We start from the raw sequence: 18,627 nt of genomic DNA, 5'->3' as shown, positions 1-18,627 counted from the left end.
GGAGGGATGCCTGGCGGGGGTGGGTGGGGTGGGGGAGCGTAGCGTCGTCGGCTGTGGGGAGCGACTTCATCGCGGTGCTGGCCAATCCGTCGGCGGGGCGGGGCCGGTATCGGGGCCTGCTGCCGGGAGTGGTGCAGGCGCTGGGCGTGGGCGGGCGGGCCGTACGGCTGCTGGAGGCGGGCAGTGGTGCGGAGGCTGAGGCGGTGTGCCATCGGGCGGTCGGCGAGGGCGCGGTGGCGGTGGTCGCGGTCGGCGGGGACGGGACGGTGCACCGGGCGTTGCAGGCGGTGGCCGGTGGTGCGGTCGGGTTCGGGGTGGTGCCTGCGGGGACCGGGAACGACTTCGCGAGTGCGGTAGGCGTACCCGATGATCCGATCCTTGCCGCGGAGGCGATCGGCGCGGCCCTCAGAGATGAGAGGGACCACCGATTTGATCTGGCCTTGACCGAAAATGCTCAGGGTGAGCGGCGGTGGTTCTGTGCGGTGCTGGCGGCCGGGTTCGACGCCCTGGTGAACGAGCGGGCCAACCGGATGCGGCGGCCGAAGGGTCCGCGGCGCTATGACCTGGCGATTCTGCTTGAGCTGGCGCGGCTGCGGGCCCGGAATTACACGGTTTACGCCGACGATGTGGCGCACCGGTTCTCCGCGGAGATCGTGGCGGTGGGTAACTGTGCGAGTTACGGCGGTGGAATGCGGATCGTGCCTGATGCGGACCCGGCGGACGGGCTGCTCGACGTGATCTTCGCGGCGCCGCTGGGCAGGGTGCATCTGACCAGGTTGAAGCCGAGGCTGCGGCACGGTACGCACGTGACCGATCCCAAGGTCACCCTGCTGCGGGCGCGGCGGGTGCGGATCGAGGCCGAGGGCATCGTCGGGTACGCGGACGGTGAGCGCCTCGGCTCCCTGCCGCTGGACATCACGTGTGTCCCGGGTGCGGTTCGGTTGCTCCGGTGAGCTGGGTGTCAGATTCGCGTGGACGGGCCGAACTGTCTGGCATGACGAACTCGATCGGCACCAGCGCTTCCTCGGCTTCGATGGCTTCGATGGCTTCCAAGGCTTCGTCGGTCTTCGGCAGTGCGCGGGAGGCGTTCAAGGCGATGGCCGACGCTGCCACCAGCAACGACGGGGTCGCGGAGCGGCAGGCCACGGAGGCTGCCAAGAAGGGCCGGCGGGGTATCGCCCTCGACTGCTACGCCTGACGGCTCAGCTGTTACACCCGACCGCTGATCGCGCAGTCGTTACGCGTGATCAACCAGCGGTTGCGGCATCAAGATGTTGTTGCGGCCGGATCAACAGGTGCGGCCTGATCAACAGGTGCGGCCTGATCAACAGGTGCGGCCTGATCAACAGGTGCGGCCTGATCAACGGGTGCTGGCTGATCAGCGGGTGCAGCCGGCCAGCGCGAGCGTCGCGCCCAGGCCGTTGGCGCGGCCGGGTTCGGCGGCCGGCAGGACCAGTGCGGCGCAGCCGGCGCGGACCGCCCCGGCGTCGGCGGGGGTGTCCCCGACCATGAGAGTCCGTTCCGGATCAGCGCCCAGCATGCCGCAGGCGCGCAGGAAGATCGCCGGGTCCGGCTTGGTGCGCCCGACCTCGAAACTGAGGGCGTACGCGTCGATGAGGCCCTCGAGTCCCCAGCTGGCGAAGAGCGGGCGGATGTCGAAGCCGATGTTGCTGACCACCGCCACCTTGATACCGGCGTCGTGCAGTTTGCGCAGTGTCGGCTCGGTGTCCGGGTAGGGGAGCCAGCCGTCCGGTACCAGCAGGCGGTCGTAGAGGGCGTCAGCCAGCCCTTCGACGTCGGTGTGCACGGTCGAGGCCAGCCCGGTGTACGCGGCGCGGTGGCTGTGCGCGTAGAGATCCCGGTCGGCCCAGTGCTCGGCCAGATGAGGCGGCACCCGGTGCGGCAGCGGCCCTCCCGCGCGCCCGGCGGTCAGCAGGCGGTCGGCCAGGATGGTGGCCTTGCCCCGGTCCAGTGCCGCACCGCAGGCAGCGGCCGCGGCGAGGACCCAGCTCAGCGGATCCTCCACCTGGGCGAGCGTGCCGTGGAAGTCGAACAGCACCGCCTCGACCGGCCGCACGGGATGGGGAGGGTGTTCCGTCGGTTCGATCGCATCCGGCACGGTTGCACGATACCGATCCGCTTCCCCCGGCCCGGCAGCCACCACCGCCTCCCGGCCCGCCCGGCCCGGGTCGCCGCCTCGGTCTCGCGACGCGCCCGGCCCGGTGGCGGCCCCGGTCTCGCGACCCGCCGGCCCGGTGGCGGCCTCCGTGTCGCAAAGTGTCACATCCACGAACTAGCCTGGGGTTCATGACTAGTCCCGCCGAGCGGTATGCGGCTTCCAAGAGGCGGGCGGCGCGGGTCGCCGAGTTCCCGGCCCTCGAGGAATTCATGCTGGATGTCGGCTTCGACCTGGACGACTTCCAGCGCGAGGCCTGCGAGGTCCTGGAGCGGGGCAGTGGCGTGCTAGTGTGCGCCCCGACGGGTGCGGGCAAGACCGTGGTCGGTGAGTTCGCGGTGCACCTGGCGCTGCGCTCGGGTGAGCGCAAGTGCTTCTACACCACACCGATCAAGGCACTTTCCAACCAGAAGTATCACGACCTCGTGCAGCGCCACGGCGCCGACAAGGTCGGCCTGCTGACCGGCGACAACGCGATCAACGGCGACGCGCCTGTGGTGGTGATGACCACCGAGGTGCTGCGCAACATGCTCTACTCCGGCTCCGACCAGCTGCGCAATCTGGCCTATGTCGTGATGGACGAGGTGCACTATCTCGCCGACAGGTTCCGCGGCGCGGTCTGGGAAGAGGTGATCATCCACCTGCCGGCGTCGGTCACGCTGGTGTCGCTGTCGGCCACCGTGAGCAACTACGAGGAGTTCGCCGACTGGCTGGTCACCGTCCGCGGGCAGACCGAGGTCGTGGTCAGCGAGCACCGGCCGGTGCCGCTCTGGCAGCACATGCTCGTCGGCCGCCGGATGTTCGACCTGTTCCACGACGCCGACGCGGCCAAGAAGCACGACGTCCATCCCGAGCTGCTGCGCTACACGCGGGAGATGGAGCGCCGCCTCGAGCTCACCGACCGGGCCGGCAGCGGGTGGAACGGGCGCGGTGGTGGCCGGGGCCGCCGCTGGACGCCACCGCCCCGGGCCGAGGTGGTGGACCGCCTGGAGCGTGCCGGGCTGCTGCCGGCCATCCTGTTCATCTTCAGCCGGGCCGGCTGTGACGCCGCCGTGCAGCAGTGCCTCGCCGCCGGCATGCGGCTCACCGACGCCGACGAGCGCGCCGAGATCCGCCGCATCGCCTCGGCCAAGGTGGCGAGCATCCCGGCCGAGGACCTCTCGGTGCTGGGCTATTGGGAGTGGCTCGACGGTCTGGAGCGCGGTGTCGCCGCACACCACGCCGGCATGCTGCCCGCCTTCAAGGAGGCGGTCGAGGAGTGCTTCGTCAGGGGCCTGGTCAAGGCGGTCTTCGCCACCGAGACCCTGGCGCTGGGCATCAACATGCCGGCCCGCTGCGTCGTCCTGGAGCGGCTGGTCAAATACAACGGCGAGGCGCACGTCGACCTCACCCCGGGGGAATACACGCAGCTCACCGGCCGGGCCGGGCGGCGCGGCATCGACATCGAGGGCCACGCGGTGGTGCTGTGGAGCCCCGATGTCGACCCGCGTCACGTCGCCGGGCTCGCCTCCACCCGGACCTATCCGCTGCGCTCGTCGTTCCGGCCGTCCTACAACATGGCGGTCAACCTGGTCGGTTCGGTCGGCGCGGAGAAATCGCGCGAGCTGCTCGAGTCGTCGTTCGCCCAGTTCCAGGCGGACCGATCGGTGGTCGGCCTGGCACGGCAGGTGCAGCGCAACGTCGAGACCATGCAGACGTACGGTGAGGATGCCGCCTGTCACCACGGTGACTTCGACGAATATTTCGGGCTGCGTGTGGCGATCGCCGACCGGGAGAAATCCCTGTCCCGCCAGGGGGTGGCGCAGCGCCGGTCGGCAGCTGTCTCCTCGCTGGAGCGGCTGCGCATCGGTGACGTCATCCGAGTGCCGCAGGGCCGCCGGGCCGGGCTCGCCGTGGTGCTGGAGCCGGCGACCAGCGGGTTCGGGGAACCGCGGCCGCTGGTGCTCACCCAGGACCGCTGGGCCGGCCGGGTCAGTCCCGGCGAGTTCGGTGGCGAGGTCGAGGTTCTGGCGCGGCTTCGCGTACCCAAGAATTTCAACCCGCGCTCACCCGGCGCCCGCCGCGACCTGGCCGCCCAGGTCAGCGACACCGGTCTGGACCGTCACCCGGAGCGGCGGCGCAGCCGCGGCCGGACCGACCCGGGTGAGGACGCCGAGATCTCCCTGCTCAAGGTGCAGCTCCGGCAGCACCCCTGCCACGCCTGCCCGGAGCGGGAGGACCACGCGCGCTGGGCCGAGCGCCGGCATCGGCTCCTGCGCGACACCGACGCGCTGCGGGACAAGGTGGCCGGGCGGACCGGCTCGCTCGCCCGGACCTTCGATCTGGTCTGTGGTGTGCTCGCCACCCGGGGCTATCTGACCGCCGACGGCGAGGTCACCGACGCCGGCCGGACGCTCGGGCGGATCTGGTCCGAGGCTGACCTGCTGGTCACCGAGTGCCTGCGCCAGGGCGTGTGGGACGGCCTGGCCCCCGAGGAGCTTGCCGCCGCCGTCTCCATGGTGCTGTACGAGTCACGGCGCGAGGGTGAGGACCGTGCCTCGGTGCCGAAGGGACCGGTCACCGCGGCGGTCGACGCCTGCGCCAAGCTCTGGGGTGAGATCGCGGCCGACGAGAGCGAGCACGGCCTGTCGCTGACCCGCGAACCCGATCCGGGCTTCGTCTGGCCGATGTACCGGTGGGCGCGCGGGGAACCGCTCGCCCGGGTGCTCGCCAGCGGCACCCACCACGACACCGACATGCCGGCCGGTGACTTCGTCCGGTGGGCGCGGCAGGTTCTGGACCTGCTCGGGCAGATCCGGGATGCAGGTGCCGCTTCGCCGAGCGTCAAGGAGACCGCCCGCAAGGCTGTCACCGCGGTCAAGCGTGGGGTGCTCGCTCTGCAGGGCGGTGTGTGAGCAGCCGTTTCTCCCCGCTCACGATGCCCTTCCCGCGAGTGCCGCGGGGAGGGCAACGTCGTCTGACGGCGCGGTGCCGGGCGGCCGTCCCCCGAGGGCGATCGTCGCGGATGGTGAATCTCCGTTGACGAGATCTTCCGGACAAATCAAGAATTGCGGCGGCGGCATGCTCGCCGCTGACCCATCGGAGGAAGGCGCGGACACCCGGGAAGGACACCATGGGCGCGGGCTCACCGCATCTGATCGGCTGGTCCGGTGATGCCGTGGCCGATTCGGTGCTGGCCGTCATCGACGCCGACACCACGGTGATCGAGTTCTCGGTGTGGGGTGGCTGGGACCGATCGCTCGCCGGCCAGGCCCGCATCGTCCTCGACAAATGCCTGGCGGAACATCCCACCGGTATCGTCGTGGACCTTCACGAGCTCAGCGACCCGCACGCGGCGAGCGCCCCGCTGTGGCTCACCGCCTGTTCGCAGGGCGCGGCCATGGAACCGCCGGTGACGATCGCCCTCTGCGCCCGGGCGAACGCGCCGCTCGCCCGCCGGATGACCAGGCTCGGCGCCCGCGACTGGCTGGTCCTGTACGCCGGCGTCTCCCAGGCCCGTGCCGCGGTCGCGGGCCGCCGTGTCCTGCACAACCGGATGCACCTGGCGCTGCCGCCCGACCCGGCAGCCGCGATATCGGCCCGCTCCCTGGTCAGCGACGCGTGCCGGGAATGGGACCTGGAACACCTGCACCAGCGAGCCCGCCTCGTCGTCTCGGAACTCGTTGTCAACGCCGCCGAACACGCCGGCACCGACGTCGAGGTCATCGTCTCCCCGCGCGGCTCCGGTGCTGCGGCCGCGCTCCATCTCGCCGTCTACGACGGTGATCCGATCCTGCCCCGGCTGCGCGATCCGGTCACCGGACCGCTCGGCCCTTCCCTGGAAGACCGGGGCCTGGGGCTGCGCATCGTCGGCGCGGCGGCGTCCGCCTGGGGCGCACTGCCGGCCCGCAGCGGCAAGCTCGTGTGGGCGATCGTCCGAGGCCGGCCGGAGACCGGTTGACCGATCCGCCCCGCCCGATTCCTTTTCTGCCGCTGACCGATCTCCTTCTCGGGCGCCGGCCGACCCGCTTCTCGGCCGCAAGCCGGCTGACCGACCCGGAGGCTCTCGGATGACAGGTACTGGGCCGGGTTCCGGCGGCACCCGGATCGCCGGGACCCGCGACGGCGACCGTCTGCTGATCACCCTGCGGGGCAGCCTCGACGCGATGTCGGTCTCCGCCTTGCAGACTCAGCTCTTCGACCTGGCCCAGGTGTACGACGTGATCGGCCTGGGCTCACCGGTCCGCCAGGTGCACATCGACCTGGCCGAGGTCGACTTCTGCGACGCGGCCGGCCTGCGCATGCTGGTGGCGGCGCGGCGGGTGGCGGAGGCGCGCCAGGCGACCTGCCACCTGCACGACCCGCAACCCCACCTGCGCTGGCTGCTGAGCGCCACCCGCGCCGCCGACCTGTTCCATCTGGAGGCTTGACCGGTCGTCCAGGGCGCCTCCCGCCCGGGCGCCTCCCGCCCGGGCGTGTCCACCCGGGCGTCTCCACCCGGGCGCCTTTACCCGGAGCCCGGTCGGTGCTCTGGCCCGGTGTCTCAGGACCAGGTGCGGGCCGTGCTGTCGAACAGCGACTGCTCGCTCTGAACCGGTACCACGCAGAACAGATGGCCACCCGGAGCACGCAGCGTCGTGTGGCCACCGTGATCAACAACGATCTCAGCGCCGAGGCCCATCAGGCGCTCCCGTTCGGCGGGGACGTCGTCAGTCTCGATGTCCACGTGGTAGCGGGGCGCGTCACCGACCGCCTGCACGTCCACGGCGAAACCGGCGACGGCACCCTGGAGCTGGATGAACTCCTCCTCGCCGGGGACCGGTAGCGCGGGCGTACCCAGTGCGCTCGACCAGAACGTGGCCGCGGTGGCAGCCTCGTCGGACGGGGTGTCGATGAACAATCCGAAAAGCCGGCTTCGATGCATGATCCAACCCTAGGCGGCGGCCGGCCGCGCAGCGAGGCCGGCGACGCGGCACCGTCCGATCGCGACCCGGAAATCTTGGCACGGTGTTCATCGTGAGCCGGCACCCGCGACACCTGGCGGCGGGCAGGATGGGATGGTGAACGACGATCTCTCTCTGGCCCGGGCAGCGGCGATCGCCGGTGCCGCCGAGGCGATGCGGCACTTCGCCACCCTCGCCGACCTGCCCCGCGAGGTGAAGGAAGACGGCTCGGTGGTGACCCTGGCCGACCGCGCTGTCGAGGCGACGATCCGCAAGATCCTGGTGGCGGCGCGGCCGGGCGACGCGATCCTCGGCGAGGAGGAGGGCGAGACCGCGGGCATCAGCGCGGAAAGCGGGACCGCGGGCATCAGCGGGGAGGGCGGGACCGCGGGCATCAGCGCGGAGGGCGGGACCGCGGGCGCCGGCGGGCGCCGATGGATCATCGATCCGATCGACGGGACCGCGCTTTTCGTGGCCGGGGACGATCGATGGCTGGTCCTGGTCGCGCTGGAGGAACACGGCGAGATCACCGCGGGGGTCGCGGTGGTGCCCGCCATCGGGCGGATGTGGTGGGCCGGGCTCGGGACCGGGGCGTACGAGGCAAAGCTCCACGACGACCGGATCCTCGACGAGACCCGCATCCGGGTGGCCGCGGACGCCGCCCGCAAGATCGAGGGCAGCCGGCTCGGCGTCGTGCCGAGCTGGGGCCGCGAGGTGGCCGCCCCGCTGCTGGACCTGGCCGACGAACGCGAGTGGCCCCTGCACCCGCCCCTGATGATCGCCCGCGGCGACCTGGACGTGGCGGTGCAGACCTGCGGCTCGATCTGGGACTTCGCCGCCACGTCACTGATCATCGCGGAGGCCGGCGGGTTCTATCGCGGCCTGAATGGGCGGACCACCCCCGGAGCCGGCCCCTCCCTCTTCGCCGCGAACGCCGACCTCCGCGACGAGGCCCTCGGCCTCCTGAACGCGACTCCCGCCACCCGCTGACCCTCCCCGCCACCCACTGACCACCCCACCACCCGTAGCCGCTGCCGCCCCCACCTGCCGCCACGGCCGCCCGCTGCCCGGCGCCGTGTCCGATGGGGCTTGGCGGTGCCCGACGGCGACGACAGGTGCGCACGTTGGGGTTGTGTGCGCGTTTACCCACGTCATAGGCCTTGCCCGTGGACACGCAACCCCAACGTGTGCAGCTACCCACGTTGGGCCGGCCCGAGGCGGCCGGGGGCCATCACCTGTTACTCAGGCGGCAAACGGTATGGCCTTAACCATCGATAAGGATCACTGATTTTCCTAGGGTCAGGTGCAGGTTTCCTCCCCGTCCCCCAAGGAGAACATTCATGATCCTGAGAAGAGTCCTGGCCGCGCTCTGCGCTGTGGCCGCCCTGGGCGGTGTCCAGGTCATCAGCGCCACGCCGGCCGCGGCGGCGCCCCGCATCCTCTACTACGACGCGAGTCAGGCGCAGGAGTTCGTCTCGGTGGTGCATCAGGGCGCGCAGATCTGGAACGCCCGGGTCACCAACGTCCGGCTCGAGCCGGTGCCCGCCGGGCGCACCCCGAACATCCGGGTGACCGCCGACAACGGCTGGCCGCGCACGATCAGCTCGTCGCTCGGCAACGGCCGCTGGATCATGGGCCGGCAGGCGGTGAACCAGGGCTACTACCAGCCCCGGATCGCCGCGCACGAGTTCGGTCACATCCTCGGGCTGCCGGACCGGCGCACCGGTCTCTGCGCCGACCTGATGTCGGGCAGCAGCGCGCCGGTGAGCTGCACCAACCCGAACCCGAACAGCCGCGAGGCGTCGACCGTGAACAGCAACTTCGCAACCTCGGTGACAGTGGCACCCCAGGTCTACGCCTGGCAGTGAGTCACCCGGCGGGCGAGACGTGCAGCGCCACGGTGGCGCCGCGGGTCTCGCCTGGCAGTGAGTCACCCGGCGGGCGGGGCGTGCAGCGTGATCGTGGTCCAGATGCCGACGTGGACCTGGTCGCCGTCCTTCAGGACGCGTGACTGTCCGGCGCCGAGCGGACGGTCCTCGTCGTTGATGTACGTCCCGTTCGTCGAGCCCAGATCGGAGACCAGCCATACCCCGTCCACGTTCAGCGTGAGCAGGGCGTGGCTGTGCGAGACACCGGGATCCGCCGGTGCGGCGGACAGGTCGAGTTCGGGGTCGGTGCCCTTCGACGCGCTGCGCCGGCCGATTCTGATCTGCGGCGGCGGCAGGATGATCGTGCGATCGGCGGCGTCGGACGGGAAGTCGACGCCGTCGGTCTCGTTCAGGTCGAAGTAGGCGCGGTCGGCGAAGATCGTCGCGGTCCAGTCGCCGGTCTTCGCCACCGGGGCGACAAGCTGCGGCACCTTCCCGGTGCTGTGGTCGTAGCCGCAGTCCTCGCAGAAACGGGCGGTGCCGCTGCGGGGCGTACCGCAGTGCGGGCAAGCCGGACCCGCCGGAGTGACCCGCCACGGCTCACCCGTCGAATTGGCCGCCTGCCAGGACTCGCTGGCCGGACCGGCCGCCCGCGGGGGCGCACCCGCCGAGGACCCGCCCGCCGAACCGGCCGGCACCGGCTGATCCAAAACGGCCGGCTGATCCAAAACGGCCGACTGATCCAAAACAGAAGCCGAAACCGACGGCTGGGCTGAACCAGATGGCGGGGCCGCAACAGACGGCTGATCCAAAACAGCCGTTGGGGCCGCCGACGGGAACGCAACAGTCGCCGGAGAGATCTTCGCTCCGCAGGTGTCGCAGAAGTCGCTCTCCGCGGAGGTGTGGCCCTTCGGGCAGACGTACGAAATCACTGCGCCCGCCCGACCCGCACCGTCTTCGTCGAGCGGGTGTCCAGCGCCATCTCGTCCTCGGCGGCCACCTTGCGCCGCAGCCGGACCGTGCCGGTCGCCGCGTCCTCTATCTCCACGACCTTGGCGAGCAGGTCCTCGGTGGCCTTGTTGCCGCTGGAGTGGGCGAGCTGCGCGGCCCGGCCGAACTTCAGTGTCGCGGTGTGGTCGTCGCCGGCGTCCCGTGCCGCGATGCCCGCCTGGATCGCGTCGGCGAGTTCGGCCTGCCCGGTGTAGTGGGCGACCTGCCGGTTGATCCGGGTGGACAGCGCCGTGTCGTCGGTCCAGACCGCGCGGACCAGCGACTGCGCGTGCACGGTGTCGCCCTCCACCACCGAGATCCGGGCGGCCAGCATCTCGTCGCCGGCCGCGCCCGCGGTGACGTCCACGCACACGTGGTAGTCGCGGCTCTCCTGGCCCCAGGCGCCCAGCGGGTAGCGCCCGGCCCGCGCGCCGTCCGGGATCCGCTTGCCGGTCAGGTCGGTCACCTGTGGCTCGACCTGCTTGACGAAGCGGACCGTGCTGTTCACCGGCGTCCAGACCTTCAGCTGTACGTCCGCGCTGGTCTTGCCCATCGCCGCGGTCATCATCTGCTCGAACGCGGCGGTCAGGTCCATCGGCTTGGCGACGATGTCCACGGTGCCGAGCATCGCCGTGGAGATCTTGCGGAGTTCGGAGACCTTCCAGTTGGTGCCGACACCCCGGCAGTCGCAGGTGAACTTGCCGGCGATCGTCTCCAGAACGCTCTCCAGGTAGCCGTACCGCTCGCCGTTGTCACCGTCGGTCAGCAGGATTGCGTGCGCGATGTCGCCCGGCCGCTGGGCGAACAGCTGCGCGGCCAGCAGGAGCCAGGCAGCCATCGCGGTGCCGCCGCCGGGCGCGAGCCGGTCGATGGCGCGGGACGCCTCGGCGCGGGTCTCCGGCGAGGACACGGCCAGCCGGCCGGGGTCGGGGTAGAGCTGCTGTGCGGTGCTGACCCCGGCGATGATCGCGAAGTTGACGCCGTCGTCGATGCACTCGACGGCGGCTTTGGCGGCCTGCCGGGCGGCGCCGATCCGCCCCTCGGCCTGCATCGACCCGGACGCGTCGACGATGATGATCTCGGTCGCGCCGGACGTGCGGCGGCCGCCCGCGGCGCCGCTGGACGTGACGGTCACGATCGCGTTGACCTCGCTCGCGCCCAGAGCGAGGTACTCGTTCTGGAAGGCCTCGGCGGTGTACGACACAGGGGTCTCCTTCTACGCGGCTGAGATCTCGGAGCCGGCCGAGCTCTCGGCGCCGGCTGAGGAAGCGGTGCGGGCCGGTGAAGAGGCGCCGGCTGAGGAAGCGGTGCGGGCCGGTGAAGCGGCGCCGGCTGAGGAATCGGGAGCGGTGCGGGCTGAGGACTCGGGGTGGACCGGGACCAGGGCGACGGTGATGTTGTCCGCGCCGCCGGCCTTGTTCGCGTACGCGACGAGCGCCCGCGCGGCGTCGAGCAGCGCGGACGGGCCGCTCGCCGATGTAAGGCAGGACCGGACGACCTCCGCGAGGGCGGCCGGATCGGGCAGGTAGTTCCAGAGGCCGTCGCTGCACAGGACCAGGTGCCCCGGCTCGGTCACCGTGAACGCGCCGACGTGCGGCATCACCGGGCCGGCGTCCGCGCCGAGCCAGGCGGTGATCGCGTGGGCCTTGGCGTCGTTCATGGCGACCTCCGGTGCGACACCGAGCGCGATCACGTGCCGCGCCCAGGAGTCGTCCTCGGTGAGTTGCTCGGCCGGTCCTTCGGCGCCGAGCCAGTAGGCGCGGCTGTCGCCGACCCAGCCGAAGCCGACGTGCGGTCCGCGGACGGCGGCGGCGACGATCGTGCAGGCCGGGTTGGACGCGGCCCTGCGGGGGTCGCCGGTGTGCGCCAGGGAGGCGACCGCCTCGGCAGCCGCCGCGATGCCCGCGGCCACCACCCCGGCAACGGCGACGGCCGGGCTGGGCTGATCGGTTCCGGTCTTTTCCGGTACGGCCGAAGCGTCCCCACTTCCCGCGGTCCCAGCGGCCCCCGGTGTTCCGGCGGAAGCCTCAGCCGTCTCAAGAACCTCAGCGGTCCCGGCAACCCCAGCGGTCTCGAAATCCACCGTGGCGCCGGCCGTGTCCTCCTCCCCGCCGCCCGGGTGCTGAGCGACAGCGAGCATCTCCCCAGCGGTCCGCGCCGCGATGTCCGACGCGGCGTCCGGATCGTACGAGGCGGACACCCCGTCGCAGACCACCACGTCCGCCGCGGCCGAGCCGACCGCCAGCCACATCGCGTCCTCGTTGCGGTGGTGCCGCCGGCCACGGTCGCTGACGGCCGCTCCGGCCGCGCCGCCGTCGGCCTCCAGGTGGTCACGGGGCCGGCCGGCGAGCATGCCGCACTCCTCGCAGTACCCGTCGGGGCCGACGGCCCGGTGCGCCGCGCAGTGCGGGCAGTCCATCCAGTCCATCGCCGACTTCTCGACGACAGCCGAACCCTCTGAGAAGCCGCCCCCGAAGGTGCCCGCCGAACCCTCCGGGAAATCGCCCGCGGAGCCGTCGGGGACGCCGGCCGCCGAATCCCCGGCGGCCGGCGGATCGGCAGACGACGGCAGCTCCACGGCGGTGTCGTCCGCCGGCGGCGCAGCAGCAGCAGAAGCCGGCGGCGCAGCAGAAGCCTGCGCAGCAGCAGAAGCCAGCGGCGCAGCAGAAGCCAGCGGCGCAGCAGAAGCCGGCGCAGCAGAGGCCAGCGGCGCAGCAGGCTCCGCGGCCAGCCCTCGCCCGCACACCTCACAGAACGCCGCCCCGGCCGCGCGCTCGTCGGCGCATGCGGTGCAATCGGTCAGGATCATCGGCGTCGTTCCCGCCCTTCTCACGTACGCGTCCGCGGCCTCGCCGCGTTCGCCATGTCCACCAGGCGGATCTTGTCCGCCCCGTGTACCGCCCGGGCCATCTCCCGGTACGCGGCCTCCAGCGCGAACCGTACTTCGCGTTCGCCGGCGTGCCCGGTGCGGGTTCCGCCCAGCACCACCGCCGGAATCCTCGTCCCGGAGCCGAGCGTGCGCAATGCCTGCTCGAGCAACTCCGCTCGCAGGGCCGCGAGCTGGGCCGCCTCCACCTCGAGGCGCTCGATCAGCTCGGCCGCCGACGCGAGCGAGTCCACGTCGACCGTTGCCGACTCGTGCAGGCGTACCAGGGCGCGGACGGCGCCGACCTGCGACACCCGGTAGGCCGAGGACGTGCCGGGCACCCGGTTGTACGCCTCGACGGCACCGGCCCGGTCCCCGGCGGCCAGCCGGCAGCGGGCCAGTCCGGCGGCGGCCGTGGTGTACGCCGGGTCGGTACGGCTGACCACGTCGTAATAGCCGCCCGCCGTCTTGCCGTCACCGGCCAGCTCGGCGGTGAACCCGAGCGCGAGCTGCGGTGCGAGCTCACCGGGCAGGGCGGCGTAGACAGCGTCGAACCGGTCGCGGGCCCGGCCGGTGTCGCCGGTGGCGAGCCCGAGCAGCCCGTCGTACCAGGCGACCCGCCAGTCGTCGGCTACCGACTCCGCCAGCAGCGCCAGGGCGGCTCTCGCGTCGGCCCAGTCGCCGGTACGGGCGCCGAGGTCGATGTGCGCGCGCAGCTCCCGCAGCCGGACCTCGACCGTGTACTGCGGTGCCTTGCCGAGCAGCGTGAGCACCTCGGCCGGGTCGGTGACGGTGACCGAGGCGAGGAACGCGGCCGCCGGGTCGGTCAGGTCGATCAGCGGGGTCGGCAGGTCCTGCCAGCGCAGCCGGTCGTCGCGCAGGTCGGTGCGCAGCTCGCCGGTGAACAGCCGGGACGGCGCGGGCCGGACCTCACCGCCGGCGGCGAGCACCTGGCGCAGCACGCCGAGCATCTGCTCGGTCATCTCGGCGGCGTCGACGAAGCGGTCCGCCGGGTCGGGCCGGGTGGCGCGGACCAGCAGCCGGTGGAAGGACTCGTGCCGCTGGTAGACGTCGAACTCGCCGCGCGACGGCAGGCTCTCCTTGAAGGTGCTCTGGTAGCCGCGGAAGTCGGTGGTGAGCACGGCCAGCGTACGGCCGATGGTGTAGAGGTCGGAGGCGATGGACGGCCCGTCGGTGGCCATCTCCGGTGCCTGGTAGCCGACCGTGCCGTAGATCGCCGCCTCGTGGTCGTCGACGTGCACCACGCCGCCCAGGTCGATCAGGCGCATCTGGTCGCCGGCCTGGATGACGTTGTCGGGCTTGAAGTCGCAGAAGATCAGGCCGCGGTCGTGCAGGTAGCCGAAGGCCGGCATGATCTCCAGCACGTAGGCGAGAGCCCGGTCCGCCGGGAACGGGTCGGTCTTGCGCAGATCCTTCAGGGACTTGCCGCCGACGTACTCCATGACGATGTAGCCGGCGCCGTCGTGCTCGACGAAGTTGTAGATCTTGACGATGTTCGGGTGCTCGACCTCGGCCAGGAACCGGCGCTCGGCGACCGCGGCCGCCAGCGCGTCCTCGTCGCCGGAGTTGAGCAGGCCCTTGAGTACCACCCAGCGGTCCGAGACGTTCTTGTCCACGGCCAGGTAGATCCAGCCCAGGCCCCCGTGCGCGAGCGGGCCGACCACCTCGTACTGGCCGGCCACCAGGTCACCCTTGCTGAGCTTGGGGGTGAAGTTGAACCCCTCGCCGCAGGCCGCGCAGAAGCCGGAGGTGCGGCCGGGCCGGTCGCCGCGGGCCCGTCCGACCGGCTGGCCGCACTTGGCGCAGTACCGCTTGGACTCGGGCACCTCGGCGACGGCCATCACCGCGGTGGCCGGGTCGGCCTGGGTGATCGGCGCGATGTCGACGAGGCCACCGCCGAAGCGGCGCCGGGACTGGCTGCGGGAGCTTCCGCCGCGGCCGCTTCCTCCGGTACGGGTGGAGAGCGCCCCGGTGCGCGAGGACGACTGGGTCCCGGACCGGCTCGACATCGACCGCGAGGGGGCCGTGGACGTCCGGGCCGGCGTGCCGGCACCGGCTACCGGCGCGAGACCGCACGTGTCGCAGTACCCGTCCTCGATGGTTCCGGAGCAGCCTCCCCGCCCGCACGACGATCCCTCAGCCGCGGAGACAGCAACGGCGGAGACTGGGGTAGCGGTGACCGGAGCAGCGGCGGAAGTGACAGAAACAGAAGCAGGAGCAGGGGTACGGGCGGGAGCGAGCCCGCACGTGTCGCAGTAGCCGTCCTCGATGGTCCCGGGACAGTCACGCCGGCATCTCATCGTGCCTCCCTGGCGGCGATCGTGGCGGACAGAGCTTCCTGGTACGCGTTGACTGCCGACCGGGCACCGCTCAGGTCGCACGGCGCCTGGTAGAGCGCGGTGCGTGCCGCCTCGGCGAGCGGTGTCAGCCGCGGATCCTCGCCGAACCCGCGGCTGAGTGCCTTCGCCCGGTACGCGTCGAGCCGCCCGCGCAGCTCGTTGCGCTCGGCGAGCAGGCCGGAGTTGCGGGCGGCCGCGTCGCGGAGCACGGCCAGCCGCTCCCGCGCCTGCCGGTTCCACCCGGCGAGCCGCGGGCTGATCAGCGCCCAGTGCCCGGCAGCCGCGAGCGCGTCGATCGCCGCGAGGTCGGCGAGCGGGTCGTTTCCGCGTACCCCCGCGATCTGATGCTCGTGGAAACGCCCGGCCGCGGCCTCGCGCGCGGCCTCGGCGGACCGCCTGGCGGTGGCGATCTCGGCGGCCAGCGCCCGCGCGTCACGCAGCCGCTGTTCGAGGGAGGCCCGCAGTTCGGAGATCGAGGTGCGCTCGGCATCCGCCCGGTCGATCAGCGCGCGCACCCTGGCCAGGCCCGACGCGTCGGCGCCGAGCGGATCGCTGGCGAGCGTGCGGGTGAACGTGCCGAGCAGCCGGTCGGCCTCGTCGAGCAGGCGGTCCGTCTCGGCGAGCAGGGTGCCCGCCGCGGCGTTGCGGGACAGCGCGCGCGCCTGGGCGAGGGCGGCCGCGGCGTCGGCGGCGGCCGGGAGCATCCGGCGCCACCCCTCGCCGGCCCGGGTGACCACGTCCACCGCTGTCGCGAACGCCGCCTGCATCGCGGCCAGCAGCTCGGCCGGGGAGCAGGTGGTGACGATCTGCCCGGAGCCGAGCAGCCCGCGCTGGGCGAGCGGCACGGTGCTGGTGGAGAGCGTGATCGAGGATCCGAGGACCTCGTGGGCGTACTCCGCGCGGTCGGTGTCGCTGAGCCGCCGCCGGTCGCGCAGCGCCCTCGCCCGCGCGATCACCTCGCTGAGCTGCCGATGGCCCTGCCACAGCCGGCTCAGCGCGTCCTCGGCGCTCGCCCACGCCGTCGCGGTGCGGCCGGAGAGCGTGGCGGTGCCGAGCTCCTTGCGATCCGGGTTCTCGTCCAGTTCGACCAGGTTCGTCGCCATCGCGGCGACAGCGCTCTCCAGGCGCGCGAGCTCCGCGTCGGCGGAGGCCAGGGGAGCTGTCATCGGTACTGGGCCGCCGGTGGTGGTGGCGGTACGGCTCCGGTGGCACCCAGCCAGCGCTTGTAGGTGGCCGCCCAGGTGCCGTCCGCGCGGGAGCGCTCGAGCACCTGGTTGACGAACCGGGTGAGCTCCGGGTGCTCCTTCGAGATGGCGATCGCGTACGGCTCCTCGGTGAAGCGGTCACCGACCACCTTCGCGTACGGGTCCTGGGCGGCGAGACCGGCCAGGATCGTGTCGTCGGTGGAGATGGCGGCCACCTCGTTCTGCTGGAAGGCGACGAGGCACTCGCCGAAGCTCGCCTTGCCGACCGCGACCGGCTCGCCGGGCTGCTTCTCGATGTTCTCCAGCGAGGTCGAGCCGGACGCCGCGCACACCTTCTGCCGGTCGAGGTCGTCGATGCTCTCGACGATCGAGTCCTTGGCGACCAGGACCCGCTGGCCGGTCTCGAAGTAGACGGTGGAGAAGTCGACCTCCTTCCGGCGGGCGCAGTTCGTGGTCATCGTGCTGATCACCAGGTCGACCTTGCCGTCGCGGACCCAGTTGGTGCGCTCCGGGCGGGGAACCACCTTGATCTGGAGCTTCTCCGGGTCGCCGAAGATGGCCTTGGCGATCTGCTTGCCCATGTCGACGTCGAAGCCCTCGACCTTGCCGGTGAACGGGTTGCGGGAGCTGAACAGCAGGGTGTCCTGGCTGGTGCCGAGGACCAGCCGGCCGTTCTCGCGGATCTTCGCCATCTGGCTGCCGGCGGGCATCCGGCCCGGCGCGGGCAGGGCTCCGGACGGGCGCAGGCTGGCCCGCGGGTTGCACGAGGTGTCCACCGGCGCGGGCGCCGCCGCGCTGCCCTCGGCGGCGGGCGGGGCCGGCGGGCCGATCGGGGCCTCCTCGGCGGTGCACGCGGCGGTGGCGAGCAGCGCCGCGGCGGCCAGGGCGGCGAGAACGGGACGGGTACGCCTCATCGGTACTCCTCCAGCCGGGCCCGCAGGCCGATCGCGGCCAGTGCGGCGATCGCCAGGGCGAGCAGCGGCCCCAACACGGCCAGCAGGGTCAGGCCCCGGCCGGCGTCCTCGATGTTGCTCTCGAAGACCGCCTTCCGGTCGGTCATGGCGTCGTCGACGGTCGTGGTGAGCACCTGGAACGCGGAGGCGGTGTCCGCGCCGACGGCGAGTCTCACCGCACCGTCGTAGTCGCCGTTGTCGTCCAGCTCACGGACCTGCGTGTGCAGGGCCACGAATCGGTCGTGCTGGTCGCGGGCCTGAGCCATCAGCGGCCCCAGGTCGTCCAGCGCCGGATCGTCGAAGGTGAGCAGCTTGCGGGCCGCCTGGAAGTCCTGCTCGTGCGGCCCGCTGCCGGCCCGTGCGGCCAGGGTCAGCGCCTCGTCGGCACGCTCCCGCTGCACCAGGATCCGGATGTCGGCGAGCGCCGCGATCGGGGCGGAGCCCTCCTCCTCGGCGGCACCGAGACGGCTCCGCTGCTCGGAGAAGACCACCCAGGAGCCGATCACCAGCACGGCGGTCAGCGCGGTGGCGGCGACCAGCGCGACGTTGAACGTGCGCTGCGTGGTGCGGCTCAGCAGGAACTGGGTCCGGATCAGCGCGATCACCAGCACCAGCAGCAGCACCAGGAACAGCAGCAGCCACCAGGAGCTGCGGGCGTCCTCGTAACCGCCGCCGACCTCGCGCTCGGCGAAGCGGAGCAGCGTCCTGGCCTGCGGTTGCAGCGTCTCGCGGTTGAGCTCGGAGGCGGTGGCCAGGTAGGAGGCGCCGACCGGCAGGCCCTGGCGGTTGACCGCGCGGGCGGTGGCGACCATGGCCGCGTACCGGGTGGTGCCGGTGGCGAGCGTCTTGACCGCTTCGGCGGCCTCGCTTCCCGCCGGGGTGCGCGCGGCGGCCGCGGTGAGCGCGGAGGTGGCCCGGGTGAGGGCCGCCTCGTACTTCTCGGTGAGCCCGGCCGGCTCCAGGCCGCCGGCGAGGAACGCCTGCGCCGCGATGGTGTCCGCGTCGGCGAGTGCCGAGTAGACCGTCTCGGCCTCGATCAGCAGCGGCTGAGCCCGGTCGCGCAGGTCGGCGGTGCCGGCGGCGGCGGAGCTCGCGGTCAGGCCGGTGACCACGCCGGTCAGGGCGGCGAGCACGAGCAGCAGAACGAGGGTGAGCTGGAGACGGCCGGGTGAGGTCCGGCGCATCTGCCCGAATCGGCGCAGGACGGACTCCCGCGGTGGAACGGCCTCCGCGGACCGCTGGGCAAGTGCCGTGGTCAAACTTCGCCTCCGTGTTGCCGGCTCCCCG

The 18,627-nt window shown here is 72.3% G+C and carries 16 protein-coding genes; 7 read left to right on the top strand and 9 right to left on the bottom strand.

Annotated features, from left to right (window positions below; genetic code table 11):
• Positions 1–53 precede the first annotated feature (53 nt).
• Together ACFQV6_RS20905 and ACFQV6_RS20900 are read left to right on the top strand one after the other, a co-directional pair.
• Complete coding sequence (locus ACFQV6_RS20905; protein WP_378029208.1) at positions 54–953, top strand: diacylglycerol kinase family protein; 900 nt, start codon at positions 54–56, stop codon at positions 951–953.
• Between the two features lie 89 nt (positions 954–1,042).
• On the top strand, positions 1,043–1,198 hold the full coding sequence (locus ACFQV6_RS20900; protein WP_378029207.1) for a hypothetical protein: 156 nt from the start codon (positions 1,043–1,045) through the stop codon (positions 1,196–1,198).
• A 180-nt stretch (positions 1,199–1,378) separates the two neighbouring features.
• Here the strand turns inward: ACFQV6_RS20900 and ACFQV6_RS20895 are convergent, their stop codons facing one another.
• Entirely contained in the window at positions 1,379–2,119 is a 741-nt protein-coding gene (locus ACFQV6_RS20895) for an HAD family hydrolase (protein ID WP_378029206.1), read from the bottom strand.
• Positions 2,120–2,307: 188 nt separating this feature from the next.
• Between ACFQV6_RS20895 and ACFQV6_RS20890 the strand changes: the two genes are divergently transcribed.
• The 3 genes from ACFQV6_RS20890 (at position 2,308) to ACFQV6_RS20880 (ending at position 6,585) form a co-directional block, all read left to right on the top strand.
• Complete coding sequence (locus ACFQV6_RS20890; protein WP_378029205.1) at positions 2,308–5,070, top strand: DEAD/DEAH box helicase; 2,763 nt, start codon at positions 2,308–2,310, stop codon at positions 5,068–5,070.
• A 218-nt stretch (positions 5,071–5,288) separates the two neighbouring features.
• Complete coding sequence (locus ACFQV6_RS20885) at positions 5,289–6,116, top strand: ATP-binding protein (RefSeq protein WP_378029204.1); 828 nt, start codon at positions 5,289–5,291, stop codon at positions 6,114–6,116.
• A 109-nt stretch (positions 6,117–6,225) separates the two neighbouring features.
• A complete protein-coding gene (locus ACFQV6_RS20880) occupies positions 6,226–6,585 on the top strand; it encodes an STAS domain-containing protein (RefSeq protein ID WP_378029203.1) in 360 nt (119 codons plus the stop codon).
• Positions 6,586–6,698: 113 nt separating this feature from the next.
• Here the strand turns inward: ACFQV6_RS20880 and ACFQV6_RS20875 are convergent, their stop codons facing one another.
• Positions 6,699–7,079, bottom strand: coding sequence for a VOC family protein (locus ACFQV6_RS20875; protein WP_378029202.1), 381 nt, complete (start codon positions 7,077–7,079; stop codon positions 6,699–6,701).
• Positions 7,080–7,212: 133 nt separating this feature from the next.
• Between ACFQV6_RS20875 and ACFQV6_RS20870 the strand changes: the two genes are divergently transcribed.
• Both ACFQV6_RS20870 and ACFQV6_RS20865 read left to right on the top strand, forming a co-directional pair.
• On the top strand, positions 7,213–8,088 hold the full coding sequence (locus ACFQV6_RS20870; protein ID WP_378029201.1) for an inositol monophosphatase family protein: 876 nt from the start codon (positions 7,213–7,215) through the stop codon (positions 8,086–8,088).
• Positions 8,089–8,438: 350 nt separating this feature from the next.
• Positions 8,439–8,966, top strand: a complete 528-nt coding sequence (locus ACFQV6_RS20865; protein ID WP_378029200.1) for a snapalysin family zinc-dependent metalloprotease — start codon at positions 8,439–8,441, stop codon at positions 8,964–8,966.
• A 62-nt stretch (positions 8,967–9,028) separates the two neighbouring features.
• On the opposite strand, the gene ACFQV6_RS20860 is transcribed toward ACFQV6_RS20865, so the two are convergent.
• The 7 genes from ACFQV6_RS20860 to ACFQV6_RS20830 form a co-directional block, all read right to left on the bottom strand.
• Complete coding sequence (locus ACFQV6_RS20860; protein ID WP_378029199.1) at positions 9,029–9,664, bottom strand: FHA domain-containing protein; 636 nt, start codon at positions 9,662–9,664, stop codon at positions 9,029–9,031.
• A gap of 230 nt (positions 9,665–9,894) precedes the next feature.
• A complete protein-coding gene (locus ACFQV6_RS20855) occupies positions 9,895–11,160 on the bottom strand; it encodes a VWA domain-containing protein (RefSeq protein WP_378029198.1) in 1,266 nt (421 codons plus the stop codon).
• 12 nt (positions 11,161–11,172) lie between these two features.
• Complete coding sequence (locus ACFQV6_RS20850; RefSeq protein ID WP_378029197.1) at positions 11,173–12,765, bottom strand: PP2C family protein-serine/threonine phosphatase; 1,593 nt, start codon at positions 12,763–12,765, stop codon at positions 11,173–11,175.
• A gap of 20 nt (positions 12,766–12,785) precedes the next feature.
• Positions 12,786–14,852, bottom strand: a complete 2,067-nt coding sequence (locus ACFQV6_RS20845) for a tetratricopeptide repeat protein (RefSeq protein WP_378029196.1) — start codon at positions 14,850–14,852, stop codon at positions 12,786–12,788.
• Positions 14,853–15,139: 287 nt separating this feature from the next.
• Positions 15,140–16,348 (bottom strand): hypothetical protein, encoded by a 1,209-nt coding sequence (locus ACFQV6_RS20840; RefSeq protein WP_378029195.1) that lies wholly within the window; start codon positions 16,346–16,348, stop codon positions 15,140–15,142.
• Complete coding sequence (locus ACFQV6_RS20835) at positions 16,345–17,301, bottom strand: glutamate ABC transporter substrate-binding protein (RefSeq protein ID WP_378029194.1); 957 nt, start codon at positions 17,299–17,301, stop codon at positions 16,345–16,347. Before ACFQV6_RS20835 ends, ACFQV6_RS20840 begins: the two co-directional genes overlap by 4 nt.
• On the bottom strand, positions 17,298–18,599 hold the full coding sequence (locus ACFQV6_RS20830) for a hypothetical protein (protein ID WP_378029193.1): 1,302 nt from the start codon (positions 18,597–18,599) through the stop codon (positions 17,298–17,300). Before ACFQV6_RS20830 ends, ACFQV6_RS20835 begins: the two co-directional genes overlap by 4 nt.
• Positions 18,600–18,627: the final 28 nt, after the last annotated feature.

The organism is Actinoplanes sp. GCM10030250 (genome assembly GCF_042666575.1).
In the GTDB taxonomy this organism is placed as follows: Bacteria; Actinomycetota; Actinomycetes; order Mycobacteriales; family Micromonosporaceae; genus Actinoplanes.
Note: the sequence above shows the minus strand (reverse complement) of the source record. Positions and strands in the feature narration are given on the sequence as shown.

Excerpts from the sequence above, each read along its gene's own strand:
- ACFQV6_RS20850 (WP_378029197.1), bottom strand. The coding sequence starts at position 12,765 with ATGATCCTGACCGATTGCACCGCATGCGCCGACGAGCGCGCGGCCGGG.
- ACFQV6_RS20885 (WP_378029204.1), top strand. The coding sequence starts at position 5,289 with ATGGGCGCGGGCTCACCGCATCTGATCGGCTGGTCCGGTGATGCCGTG.
- ACFQV6_RS20845 (WP_378029196.1), bottom strand. The coding sequence starts at position 14,852 with ATGTCGAGCCGGTCCGGGACCCAGTCGTCCTCGCGCACCGGGGCGCTC.
- ACFQV6_RS20835 (WP_378029194.1), bottom strand. The coding sequence starts at position 17,301 with ATGAGGCGTACCCGTCCCGTTCTCGCCGCCCTGGCCGCCGCGGCGCTG.
- ACFQV6_RS20880 (WP_378029203.1), top strand. The coding sequence starts at position 6,226 with ATGACAGGTACTGGGCCGGGTTCCGGCGGCACCCGGATCGCCGGGACC.
- ACFQV6_RS20865 (WP_378029200.1), top strand. The coding sequence starts at position 8,439 with ATGATCCTGAGAAGAGTCCTGGCCGCGCTCTGCGCTGTGGCCGCCCTG.
- ACFQV6_RS20875 (WP_378029202.1), bottom strand. The coding sequence starts at position 7,079 with ATGCATCGAAGCCGGCTTTTCGGATTGTTCATCGACACCCCGTCCGAC.
- ACFQV6_RS20900 (WP_378029207.1), top strand. The coding sequence starts at position 1,043 with ATGGCTTCCAAGGCTTCGTCGGTCTTCGGCAGTGCGCGGGAGGCGTTC.
- ACFQV6_RS20870 (WP_378029201.1), top strand. The coding sequence starts at position 7,213 with ATGGTGAACGACGATCTCTCTCTGGCCCGGGCAGCGGCGATCGCCGGT.
- ACFQV6_RS20890 (WP_378029205.1), top strand. The coding sequence starts at position 2,308 with ATGACTAGTCCCGCCGAGCGGTATGCGGCTTCCAAGAGGCGGGCGGCG.
- ACFQV6_RS20840 (WP_378029195.1), bottom strand. The coding sequence starts at position 16,348 with ATGACAGCTCCCCTGGCCTCCGCCGACGCGGAGCTCGCGCGCCTGGAG.